General features: G+C 40.5%; 12 protein-coding genes. 9 read left to right on the top strand and 3 right to left on the bottom strand.

Annotated elements, in window-relative coordinates:
• The first annotated feature begins 244 nt into the window (after window positions 1-244).
• Both GNE10_RS23745 and GNE10_RS23740 read left to right on the top strand, forming a co-directional pair.
• Entirely contained in the window at window positions 245-754 is a 510-nt protein-coding gene (locus GNE10_RS23745) for a HugZ family protein (protein ID WP_185567265.1), read from the top strand.
• A 146-nt stretch (window positions 755-900) separates the two neighbouring features.
• Window positions 901-1,788: an alpha/beta fold hydrolase gene (locus tag GNE10_RS23740; RefSeq protein ID WP_185567264.1), complete on the top strand. Its 888-nt coding sequence runs from the start codon at window positions 901-903 to the stop codon at window positions 1,786-1,788.
• A gap of 95 nt (window positions 1,789-1,883) precedes the next feature.
• Here GNE10_RS23740 and GNE10_RS23735 read toward each other — a convergent pair whose 3' ends face one another.
• Window positions 1,884-2,216 (bottom strand): hypothetical protein, encoded by a 333-nt coding sequence (locus GNE10_RS23735; RefSeq protein WP_185567263.1) that lies wholly within the window; start codon window positions 2,214-2,216, stop codon window positions 1,884-1,886.
• 173 nt (window positions 2,217-2,389) lie between these two features.
• A complete protein-coding gene (locus GNE10_RS23730) occupies window positions 2,390-3,313 on the bottom strand; it encodes a metal ABC transporter substrate-binding protein (protein ID WP_260447025.1) in 924 nt (307 codons plus the stop codon).
• Between the two features lie 272 nt (window positions 3,314-3,585).
• Between GNE10_RS23730 and GNE10_RS23725 the strand changes: the two genes are divergently transcribed.
• Together GNE10_RS23725 and GNE10_RS23720 are read left to right on the top strand one after the other, a co-directional pair.
• The gene (locus GNE10_RS23725; RefSeq protein WP_099071347.1) at window positions 3,586-4,326 is read left to right on the top strand and encodes a metal ABC transporter ATP-binding protein; all 741 of its coding nucleotides are present in this window, start codon (window positions 3,586-3,588) and stop codon (window positions 4,324-4,326) included.
• A gap of 131 nt (window positions 4,327-4,457) precedes the next feature.
• Window positions 4,458-5,303, top strand: coding sequence for a metal ABC transporter permease (locus GNE10_RS23720; RefSeq protein WP_099071324.1), 846 nt, complete (start codon window positions 4,458-4,460; stop codon window positions 5,301-5,303).
• A gap of 7 nt (window positions 5,304-5,310) precedes the next feature.
• On the opposite strand, the gene GNE10_RS23715 is transcribed toward GNE10_RS23720, so the two are convergent.
• Window positions 5,311-5,817: a hypothetical protein gene (locus GNE10_RS23715; protein WP_185567260.1), complete on the bottom strand. Its 507-nt coding sequence runs from the start codon at window positions 5,815-5,817 to the stop codon at window positions 5,311-5,313.
• A gap of 646 nt (window positions 5,818-6,463) precedes the next feature.
• Here GNE10_RS23715 and GNE10_RS23710 point away from each other — a divergent pair.
• The 5 genes from GNE10_RS23710 to GNE10_RS23690 all read left to right on the top strand — a co-directional run bounded on the left by GNE10_RS23710 (window position 6,464) and on the right by GNE10_RS23690 (window position 11,816).
• Complete coding sequence (locus GNE10_RS23710) at window positions 6,464-6,685, top strand: hypothetical protein (RefSeq protein ID WP_099071322.1); 222 nt, start codon at window positions 6,464-6,466, stop codon at window positions 6,683-6,685.
• A 770-nt stretch (window positions 6,686-7,455) separates the two neighbouring features.
• On the top strand, window positions 7,456-8,736 hold the full coding sequence (locus GNE10_RS23705; protein WP_185567259.1) for an acetyltransferase: 1,281 nt from the start codon (window positions 7,456-7,458) through the stop codon (window positions 8,734-8,736).
• A 27-nt stretch (window positions 8,737-8,763) separates the two neighbouring features.
• The gene (locus tag GNE10_RS23700; RefSeq protein ID WP_185567258.1) at window positions 8,764-9,300 is read left to right on the top strand and encodes a hypothetical protein; all 537 of its coding nucleotides are present in this window, start codon (window positions 8,764-8,766) and stop codon (window positions 9,298-9,300) included.
• A gap of 258 nt (window positions 9,301-9,558) precedes the next feature.
• Window positions 9,559-10,344 (top strand): HAD family hydrolase, encoded by a 786-nt coding sequence (locus GNE10_RS23695; RefSeq protein WP_185567266.1) that lies wholly within the window; start codon window positions 9,559-9,561, stop codon window positions 10,342-10,344.
• 296 nt (window positions 10,345-10,640) lie between these two features.
• Window positions 10,641-11,816, top strand: a complete 1,176-nt coding sequence (locus tag GNE10_RS23690) for a DNA double-strand break repair nuclease NurA (protein WP_099071318.1) — start codon at window positions 10,641-10,643, stop codon at window positions 11,814-11,816.
• Window positions 11,817-11,999 lie beyond the last annotated feature (183 nt).

Below are 11,999 nucleotides of genomic sequence, written 5' to 3'. Positions count from 1 at the left end.
CTTCCCCCTTCCCCTATATATCGCTCAAGCACGTTAGAATACAGAATCACTTGTTACAAAAAAAGCGAACAGTTATCAAAACTTTAGTTGTGGGTTGAAAGTTGACTGGAAAAAACGTGTTTTTATCAGAGGCGTAAGTGCTTTTGAAAACCTTGTCTTTGTTCCAATACCACGGTTAAAACGTTGCTTTTCTTGTTGGTTCCCGTTCCCTGTTCTCTCTGAATCATTAAACGGTAATTTACTTATGAGTCAAGTAGAAAACATTCAAGCTGAGTACGAAAAGTTTCCCGAACAATTTGAAAGTATAATTATTAGCACCATTAGCGCAGAAGGAATACCTAACGCTAGTTATGCTCCCTTTGTGATGGATGATGCTAAAAATATTTATATTTACGTCAGTGGTCTGACGACTCACACCAAAAATCTCCATGCTAATCCTCTTATTAGTGTTTTGTTTATTGAGGATGAAGCTAAAAGTAACCAAATTTTTGCCCGTACCCGTTTGAGTTTTGATTGTACGGCAATCTTGATAGAACGGGAAACTGATAAGTGGAATCAAATTGTTGACCAATTTGAAAAGCGATTTGGTCAAATTATAGAGATTTTGCGAGGCTTGTCGGATTTTCGGATTTTCCAGCTAACTCCCCGCGAAGGCCGTTTTGTAGTCGGTTTTGGAGCAGCTTATCGCATTAGCGGTGATAACCTGCATCAACTCGTTCACATTACAAAAGATAGTGACCAACAGCAACAATAAATGTCAAAAATCAGAATTCATAATTCACTAACCAAAATAATTCAATTATCAGCACAACTGGTATAACTTTTGATTATGATGTGCTGAATTGTGATTGCTGAATTATTAATTATCAACGAACCCATAAAGCTCAATTTTTTAACTTTATGCTTAAGTTTCAACCTTCTGGCTTTGGACATAAAGTCATCCATACATCCTTGGGGGCAATGGTTTATTACACCCAAACGAATGCTCCTTGGGCACTGACTGACACTAAAAATTTACCACCACTTTTATTTCTGCATAACTTTGGTGGTGGCGCATCTGCCTATGAATGGTCTAAAGTTTACCCGGCTTTTGCCTGGAATTACCAAATTTTAGCCCCCGATTTAATTGGCTGGGGAGAATCGGCTCATCCAGTCAGAGATTATCAAATTAAGGATTATCTCAGCACCATTGCTGAATTTATCATCCAAACTTGTCCCCAACCAGTCACAGTGGTAGCCTCGTCGTTAACCGCCGCTTTTGCTATCCGCCTAGCGATTACCCAACCAAATTTATTCCAGAGATTATTTTTGGTTTGTCCCTCTGGATTTAATGACTTCGGACAAGGTAGTGGACGCAGACTTCCGCTTTCAGTAATTAATACACCAGTGCTAGATGATTTGATTTATCATCTTGGTGCAGAAAATGAAATTGCAGTCCGAAACTTTTTACAAAGTTTTCTCTTTGCCAAACCACAACGAGTATCACAAGAAATGGTAGAAGCTTATTTAACTTCTGCCCAACAACCTAATGCTAAATTTGCGGCTTTAGGATTTTTGCGTGGCGACCTTTATTTTGATTTGAGTTTATATATTCAACAACTAACAATCCCCACAGTGATATTGTGGGGAGAAAAAGCACAATTTACTAACATTAAAACAGGACAAAGATTAGCAAATTTAAATACAAATTCAATTGAAAAATTTGAGGCGATCGCTGATGCTGGAGTCTTACCTCATTTGGAAGTACCAGAAATTGTGATTGGTCTATTGCAGCGATATCTGGGGTGACTGGGGACTGGAGAATGGGGGGGTGTGGAGAAAGTAATTCCTAATACCAACTTACCATTCCCATCCCCTTGTTCTTGAGCTTTTTCAATAGCCGACTACCACCAAATTCTATTTCCATTTTCGTCAACTCGCGCTTGACGAATTACGTCGGAAATCTCTTCAGCATCTTTAACGTGGTGGAGTGCTTTCTTTTCACCGTCTGGTTCATCCACTACAAAGTAAGTAGGAACTGTAATATGGTCTCCTGTAATATCCGGTGAATCTACAGCTACCTGTTGAGCCTTTTCTTCAATTGATTGAGACTCATCAGCGATTCTATCCCCAGGATTTGCAGTTAGGTTTCTTTCCTTAGCAGTTGGTTCTTCGCGAGAATGCCAATCTTCACTCACTGGTTGATGAATTTGATTTTCTTGTTTATTATCAGTCATGGTTTTTTCAGGTACTAATAAATGTGCGTTTACTAGTAACACTGTAGGAAATCAAAGCCACAAAAAATTCTTTCTATAGAAAGAGTTTCAGAATAGATTTAATAAGTACATGTCTTTAGTTAGATATTAATTCAGAGGTTATTTAGAAACCTCTGACTTAAGAAATAACTAATTTATTTTTTGGGTTCAAAGGGCGTATACTTTCCCCCTAATGCTTCTACAATACTGCGGGTATTTGCCTCCATCATTTTAATGTAGGAATCTCCATCACTTCCTTTTGCCCCAATTGAATCAGAATAAAGTTGATGTGGTGCTAATTTCACTCCTGCTTCTTGGGCAACAGTTTTAATTAAAGCTGGGTTAATTGTAGTTTCAGCGAAAATTGCCGGAACGCCGGTTTTTTTAACTGAATCCACTAACCGCTTGACTGTTTGTGCGCTTGGCTGTTCTTCGGTACTAATGCCGATTAATGTACCTGCGATCGCAATTCCATAGGCACGTCCATAATATTGAAATGCATCGTGAGTTGTGATTAGTCTGCGCTTATCTGCTGGAATAGTTTGAATCTGTTGATTAATCCAACTATGCAACTGTTTTAATTCATTAGTCAGTTGCAATGCATTTTGAGTCAATTCTTCTTTATCTTCAGGTGATAATTCAATCAAAGCATTGCGAATGGCATTAGTCATGGCGATGGCATTTTCCGCACTACCCCAAACATGAGGATCTGGGACGACTTCGCCTTTACCTTTGTCTAACTGCAAAGATTTAACAGCTTCCCCCACCGGTAGCTTCCGCGCCTTTTCACCAGAAGCATTCATTAACTTAATCAATCCTGGTTCTAGGTTGTAGCCGTTATATAAAATTAAGTCTGCTTCTTCCAAAAGCCTAGTGTCTGCTGGTATTGGTTCGTAAACATGCGGATCTGTACCCGGTTTGAGGATTCCACGTACTTGAATTTCATCTCCTCCAACCTCTTGTGCTAAATCAGCAATGATGGTACTGGTTGCAACCACTCGTGGCTGACTCTCTCCCTTGGTAGTGTTGCGGTTAGAGTCTTTCTGGCTACAACTAAATAAAGCCAAAGGCACAAGCATTCCCAAACAAAGCCGCAAAAGAATTTTCTTGTTGTTTGTGTTACCCACTACCTTGCCGTGAGGGTTACTGCCTTCTTTCTGTGGTATTAGTTTCATTTATCTCGGATATTACATCTATTTATAGATTTTTTCATATTTCTCTCATTTTTATAGTAAGCTCAAGAAATGAATATTTAAAAGCAGTTATGAAAAACGTTCTTTTGAGAGCTGGATTTCCTTTCTCTCCAGTAAATACACGAGAATTATCGGCAAAAACTATCAAGGCTTCTGATATGAGTTCCACAGCAGCAATTAACATCGCCCACGTAGGGGTACATTACCGCACACAAGAAGCCTTAAGGGACGTTAACTGTATTGTCAAACCGGGAAGATTGACGGGTATTTTTGGCCCCAACGGTGCAGGCAAAAGTACGTTGATGAAGGCAATGCTGGGCTTAGTCCCAGTAACTAGCGGCACAATACTGTATCAGGGTAAACCCTTAACGCAACAACTAGATCGAGTTGCTTATGTTCCACAGCGTAGCCAAATTGACTGGACTTATCCAGCAACCGTTTGGGATGTAGTGATGATGGGAAGGGTGAAGAAAACAGGATGGTTGCGTAGCTTCTCATCAGTTAGTCGCCAGGTAGCTAAAAATGCCCTCCAAAGAGTGGGAATGATTGAATATTGCGATCGCCCCATCGGACAATTATCAGGAGGACAACAACAGCGCGTATTTTTAGCCCGTGCTTTAACCCAGCAAGCAGAAATTTTCTGCTTTGATGAACCTTTGGTGGGCATCGATCAAAAAACCCAATCAATTGTTTTTGAAGTTTTTCAGGAACTCGCTGCTGATAACAAAATCGTGCTAGTTGTCAACCACGATTTAGGAGAATCCATCGCTCATTTTGATGACTTAATATTATTAAATCGTGAATTAGTAGCCACAGGTTCCCGCCAACAAGTACTCACAGAGCAAAATCTCAATCTTGCCTATGGTGGGAAAGTGATGTACTTTTCTGATGCGGCGTAGGTGGGGATTGGGGACTGGTGACTGGGGGAAAGGGTAAAGGGCAAGGGGCAAAGGTAAGATCCTTCCCTTTCCCTTTAACCTTTTCCCTTTTCCCTACCCGAAGAATTTTGACTAATGACTAATGACAAAATATGTTAGAAGCTTTAATTGAGCCGTTAAACTCCGGCTTTATGCAACGGGCGCTGGCGATCGCGATTTTAGTTGGTTTGTTGTGTGCGGTGGTTGGTAGTTATTTGATGGTGCAGCGATTGGCATTATTGGGTGATGCAATCAGTCATTCGGTTTTGCCAGGATTAGCCATCGCTTTTATGTTGGGAGCAAATATATACATCGGGGCGTTTATTGCCGGGGTTGTCAGTACAATGGCCATCGCTTGGATTAGAGTGCGATCGCCAATTAAAGAAGATGCGGCAATGGGTATAGTTTTTTCAGCGTTCTTTGCTCTTGGTATCACTTTAATTACTGTGATTCAAAAAGATAACAAAATCGACCTGAATCATTTTTTATTCGGCAATATTCTCAGTGTTACTGTTGATGAAGTGCGCCACACTGCTATTATCGCCGGTATCGTTTTAACAGTAGTTATTTTGATATACAAAGAGCTTTTATTTTACACCTTTGACCCATTAGGCGCTCAAGCGGCAGGTTTACCAGTCAATTGGCTAAACTTTGGATTGATGCTATTGATTGCTTTAACAATTGTCGCTAGTATGACAACTGTGGGTGTAATTTTAGTACTTTCACTTTTGATTACACCAGGAGCTACTGCTTATTTACTAGTGAAACGTCTTAACCAAGTCATGATTTTGGGTGCAGTGATTGGCGTAATTTCTAGTATTAGCGGTATGTATCTCAGCTACTATTATAATTTGCCCTCTGGGCCAGCAATCGTTTTGGTAGTTTCGGGATTATTTTTGTTAGCGTTATTATTTAGCCCCAAACATGGGGTTTTGATACCAAGTGGCAATAAAAAATAGATTTTTGCTATTGGTTGTATAGCCCATAAGATGATTTAACTGCCCATTGTTCGCCAGTTTTTTCCAAATAAAGCAAATCTCCACACTGGGGTGGCCCCGCTGGACAATGGGCAGTTATTTGAATTAATGCTTGTGAAAAATCTAAAGATAATCCTGGTCTAGTCAAAGTATATATAATAGACCATCTATGATTGTAGTCATTTAAAATTCGCTCCGACTCTTTCTCAGAAATTACAGTGATTTGAGGATTTGTCAGTAATTGAGTTAATAAGTAAGGTTGGTTGTTGATTGAAATCCAATTGTCGTAAGTCTCTTTTTGAAGTTCGGGGAAACCTACAATTCTCATTCCATAAATAAATATTTCTGGAATCCGCAGAAATTCCCAGGAAATATCAGGTTTCAAAGAAGTACTAGTTATCAGATAATTATTAGACGTTTGAACTAAAAAATCTTCTTTCCTCATTGAATGATTGATGACAGCAGCAATAACTTGTGATTCGTATGGCGATCGCATATAATATTCAATGAAATTTTTCCAATAATAAACAATATTTATTGCTAAAATTTATGCAAATTATTTTCAGATAAAAAGACTATTTGGTGAGAGTTTAGCAATGGGCTTGAGTTCTACAACATTAGGACTTACCCAACGCCGATATTGTCATTGCGACCGTAACGGAGTGTAGGGAAGCAATCCCAGCGTCAGGGGGGATTACTTCCCTATCGCTCGTAATGACGGAATTACGTTATTTTTGCGTAAGTTCTGAACATATCAAGCTCAAGTCAGCGACATTCTAACCTCTATCTAATCCACTAGTTTAGCCTTGAGACGATAGAGCGATTATCTTCTACAGACAGCTATTGTAAATCAAGTAAGTTAAAACATCCACCTTAAGATAGATAATTTTTTTTAGTGACTACTAAATTTACCAAATTTTCTATCACCACCATAGTTTTTATCAATATCAAAAAGTCTAGTATAAAGCAGCAAATAAGAATAAAATAAGATGTTAATTAGCGCCTGTAGCGATTAGTGCTTCAATAGCTTAAATTTGTCATTTATCAGATCGGGTAAACCGAAAAGTTAAAGGAAACAAAACCTAGACTTTTTAGTTTATTCTCTGGCATCAACTTGGCCAACTATTAGATATCAAGAAATAATGCTTAAACGTCGCACAATACTAGCTGGTCTAACTGTGCTTGGCTTAACGTTGGCTGTTAGTACAAAAGTCTATGGACAATCCACTAGCGGCCCAGAAGCTTGGGAGACTGTCTATAATGAGGCAGTTGCCGGAGCAACGACCACAGTTACAGTTTCGATTTTCACCATATTATTTAGCCTGCTACAATTCCTCAACTTGGCAGGTTTTTGGGGTGGTTAACTTTCTGCCTCATAGGTAAACGCAGCAAAAGTCTAAATCAGCTATTACGCTTTTAGGTAACTCCAAAAAATAAATTATTCCGCTTGGGGTCGTTGACTGTTAACTGTTGACAGTCAACAGTTAACAGTCTTCTGTGGAATATTTTTTACTTGGAAGTCCCTGAAATTGTAAGGTCATTTGTGTTGTTGACTGTTGAAGGTTGACAGTTAACCGTTAATAGTCAACACGAAAAAATGTGCTGCTTTAAATGCGTAACAACTAAGGGGTGGTTTGAAAAGTCGTGATTGATGTATCAAATATTTTTTGATCCCTACCTAAGCCTCCTCTTTACAAGGAGAGCGAACCGGATTTTTCTAGTATCCCCCCTCTTTATAAGGGAGGATAATGAGGGTTAAAAATGTAATTAAAATTACAGTCAATCACTTTTCAAACAACCTCTAAGGGACTTTAGCAATTTGATTTTTTGCTAATTTTTGTGGTTGCGATCGCCTTTGGTGGATCGCAAGTCATCGCTTGGGTAACTCCAAAAAATAAATTATTCCAATTCAGGTCGTTGACTGTTCACTGTTGACCCTTCGACTTCGCTCAGGGTCAAGGCTGAGCAGAGTCGAAGCCTTGACTGCTGAGTGTCAACTGTCAACTGTCAACGGTCAACAGTTAATATTCCTGAACCCAAGCGTAAATGTGTGACAGCTTATCTGTTAATTGTCAACGCAGTTAACGCAGATTTTCTCATAGCCAAATATCCATAACCCGTGAGCCGTTTTTCTATGTTCAAACCTCGCGCAATTTTTAGCGCCTCAATTGCAATTATCCTAGCGCTTGTCATCGGTACACAGATATATAAACAACCCGCCGTTGCTTCTGGAAGTGGGTGTAATCCAACCTCCAATAACCTACCTATATGTCCCAGTACAGCGCCGTCAAACTCAGCTACTTTCCTTGATCCAACTGCGATAATTACCAATCCCACAAATATTAGTTTGGGCGAAAGAGTCTACGTTGCACCATTCGCCCAGTTAAACGCCACCACAGCCCCCATTAGCATCGCCGAAGATTCTAACGTCCAAGACCAAGTGAGAATTATAGCTTCGGGAACGGGAGTGGAGATTGGGCCGCGAGTCATTATGGCACACATGGCCACCATCAAAGGTGCAGCTAAAATCGGTACTCAAGGCTCAACCGGGCCTTTTACTGACCCAGTTACAAATACTCAGTTCAGCAACAATATTCCAGAGACATTTCTCGCCTTCAACTGTGAAATAGACGGTGCAACCATAGAAGGAAACACAGTAGTCAACTTTCTCTCGCGGGTTGGCCCTGGTGTGACTTTACCTGCTGGTAAAGTCGTCCTCCCAGGTAAAAACGTCACAACTAACCTGCAAGCAAGTAGTGGTAGCTTGGGCAAGGTGGCAAACCTCACACAAGCTGACGTTGCATTAATGGAAGCCATCATTGAAGTGAATGAAGCATTTGCCAAAGGTTACACAGAATTAGCTAGAACAGATTCGTCAAACGTAACAGGGATAAATTACGCACCAGTCACAGCTTTTAACCCTGGAGGTCTGCCCCAGATAGGTGGGAATGTTACTCGCAATCCCAACTTCCGTAACCGCATCATCGGTAATGTCGTTCTGGAAGATCCTTTATCAATCCTCAACTTAAAAATAGGTAATAGAATTTCCCTGCGTGCTGATGAAGGTCAGCCTTTTAATATCGGGAAAATTGCTGGTATGGCAAGCGATGTTGTCTTTCACGCTTTAGAAACAACTAGTTTGACTGTAGGCGATCTTGTTGGCTACGGGCCGAGAGTTCTAGTTCATGGCGGTAGGCAGGTTGTCAATGGTGTTGCTAATGGCCCTGAAACCAGCATAGGCGATCTTGTAGGGCTAGCACCGAACTCCGTTATATTCCGTTCAGCTATTGGGAGTAAATCGGCAGTTGGGCTAAAAAGTGCAGTGTTCAATTCTACAGTACCTTCCAGAACGTATATTCGTTCTCGAACAATCTATGCCGACAACGGCAGCATCATTTCACCTGTGGAGTGGTAAACCAATCACTTTTGCATGATGGTGACTATGAATCTGAAAATCTTGTCGGTGCGATCGCTATACCTACGATTGATTGTGCTATTCACTGTGATATTCGGACTGATATTAAGTGTTGATGTTAGTTCATCTATAGCCGCACAAGAGGTCGCAAAACCTAGATTTGTTGACATTACCTCCAATCAGCCTCAGTTAGTACAACCTCCAGTCACCGGACTTGTTTCTACATTGTCAGATGAAGTCCAGGAATTACCGGCAGAGTTAATTCGTTGGTCAACTTACTGGCAACTTTGTTGGGAACCATATCCCGAAGCTCAAGAATACGAACTGCAAGCGGTATTGATGGAAGGTAAATCTCCAAAATTGCAACGTCAAAGCGATCGCTGTTTTCGCATCCAAGCTGCATCCAATGAAAACCAAAAATCACAAGGATTACTCAACCGCGAACTAATTTTGTTGATGCATAAGATTCAGCTTGGTTATCGAGTGCGAGCTGTATTAGATGACAACCGCGTCAGTGAATGGTCGCCAGTAATGGCTGTTGGCGCAACTACTGTGTCTCAATAGAATGATTTTGTTTCTACCTTGAATCAAAGGAATTTTCTGGCCTGTAGAGACGTTGCACTGCAACGTCTCTACAGGCGTTTGCTAATTGTGCGAATTTGAGCGCCATTTGGCACTTTGACACCTAAGGCTCGTCAACCGTCAACCGTCAACGCTTTCTTTCAACACTGGGATGAGTTAATTTTTTATGCTAAAGTCCTGATACAAAAAATTATTGCTTGTTCAGTTAAGCTGACAACAGCAGTTTTCATCCTCAAAACAATGACAGCAACTAGTCCCACGATTTTAGCCTTAGACTTTGATGGAGTGATTTGCGACGGACTAATTGAATATTTTGAGGTAGCATGGCGCACCTATTGTAAAATTTGGTCTTCCGCTAACGACACACCGCCAGATGATTTAGCTTTGAGATTCTATCGTCTGCGTCCTGTGATTGAAACAGGTTGGGAAATGCCTGTTTTAATCAAAGCCTTGATTAATGGAATTTCTGACGAAAAGATTCTTCATGAGTGGGTAAATATTACTCCACAAATATTGTTAGATGATCGACTACAGGCAAAAGAAATTGGTGCCAAACTAGACAATCTCCGAGATGAATGGATTGTTACAGATTTAGATGGTTGGTTAAGTCTGCATAAATTTTATCCTGGTGTCATCGAAAAAATTAAATTAACTGTTGCTGATGGAATTCAGCTATATATTGTAACAACTAAAGAAGGACGTTTTGTACAGCAGTTGTTACAAAAAGAAGGGGTGAATTTACCAGCAGCAGCAATTTTTGGCAAAGAAGTCAAGCGTCCTAAATACGAGATTTTGCGAGAATTAAAGCAAGCGGCAGTGGATAAATTAGTTCGTATCTGGTTTGTTGAAGATAGGCTCAAGACTTTGCAGTTAGTTCAACAGCAAAAAGACCTTGAAGACGTAAAACTTATACTTGCAGACTGGGGTTATAACACCCAAGCAGAAAGAGAATCTGCCCTACACGATCCGCGAATTCATCTGTTATCACTGTCTCAGTTTGCTAAAGATTTCTCTGCTTGGGTTTAAGATATTAAGAGAGAATTCAGGATTCAGAATTCAGAATTCAGGATTCAGAATAAAATTTCTTACCGATATCTTGCCAGGAACTTAAGTTCCTGGCTCATAGATTAAGTTCACTTTAGTATACTAAAATCATTTACTTACTCACTTCAGATATTTATAAAAATGTAGGTAAATATTAAATAATTAAGTAAACTCCCAACTCCTAACTTCTAACTCCTAACTTCTAACTCCCAACTCCTAACTTCTAACTCCCAACTCCTAACTTCTAACTCCCAACTCCCAACTCCCCACTTACCTTTATGCTTGACCTGACAAAATTAGCGCGACAAATGCAGGGTTTAAGTCAGCATCTTTCTTTAGAAGCTGCTGCTAGCCGCCAGCGTTTAGAAATGGCGCAACAATATTTAAACAATGCTTACGAATGTCAAGATGATTTAATCGATCGCCAAGAAAAATGGCGCGATCGCATTCTTTTTACTAATGCTACACCAGTTGAGCCGCTAGAAACCTGCATTGATATCCCAGTTCCGCCAAAAGTTCACACTGTCATCGCCACCGATGGTTCCCAAATTGCTCCTAATCACCACGAAATTGCTTATTGTTATCTGTTAAATATCGGTAGAGTGGTCTTGCATTACGGACAAAATCGCCATCCCCTACTAGATAGTTTGCCAGAGGTATTTTATCGCCCAGAAGATTTATACATGTCTCGGCAATGGGGAATCCGTACTGAGGAATGGATGAGTTTTCGCCGCACCGCTTCTGAAACCACGGTTTTAGCAGAATTAGCGTGTGCAGCTAAAGCAGAAGCACCGACGCTAGCAATGGTAGATGGTTCTTTAATATACTGGTTTTTGGAACAATTACCAATGGATGCACGCGATCGCATTTTACCCCCAATTCTGCAAGCTTGGGAGCAAATGCGCGATGCTGAAATTCCTTTGATGGGCTATCTTAGCGCCTCTCGCAACATCGAAAGCACAAATTTTTTACGGTTGTTGGCTTGTCCCCACAAAGTGCCAGACTGTAAAACGTATTGCCCAAATCAACTAGAAAAAGTACCTTGCAAAAAGTTTGATGATTTACGGGATACTACCCTTTGGGCAACGCGACTCAAACCAGGACAACGCAGTGCCCTATGGCGCAGTAATAATCCAATTCTTGAACTTTACGGCGACCAAATTATCTACTTTTGTTATGTCCACGTAGGTACTGAAATTGCCCGAATTGAAGTTCCAGCATGGGTAGCAAAAAACACGGATATGTTAGATCTAGCCCTGGGGTTGATGTTAGCACAAGTACAAAAAGGATACGGTTACCCAGTGGCGATCGCTGAAGCTCATAATCAAGCTGTGGTAAAAGGTGGAGATAAAGCGCGTTTTTTTGCTCTCCTAGAACAACAAATGATTAAGGCCGGTTTAAAAAATGTTGGAACTTCCTACAAAGAAGCCCGAAAGCGAGGAAGCATAGCCTAAACTACCCGATCCGCTTTAACTAAGGGAACTCCAAAAAATAAATTGTAGGACTTACGCAAAAACTCTCTCTTGCTCTTATTCCTCCGTGTCCTCTGCCTCCTGCCTTCTAACTTGAAAATCAAACTTTGGCTTTAGCCCAAGAAGAGTATGTGGCGGAAGTCGTTGAATTACAACAGCCATAAC

This window comes from Nostoc sp. 2RC (assembly GCF_014222165.1).
Lineage (GTDB): Bacteria > Cyanobacteriota > Cyanobacteriia > Cyanobacteriales > Nostocaceae > Nostoc > Nostoc linckia.
This window is presented reverse-complemented; position numbering and strand designations above follow the sequence as displayed.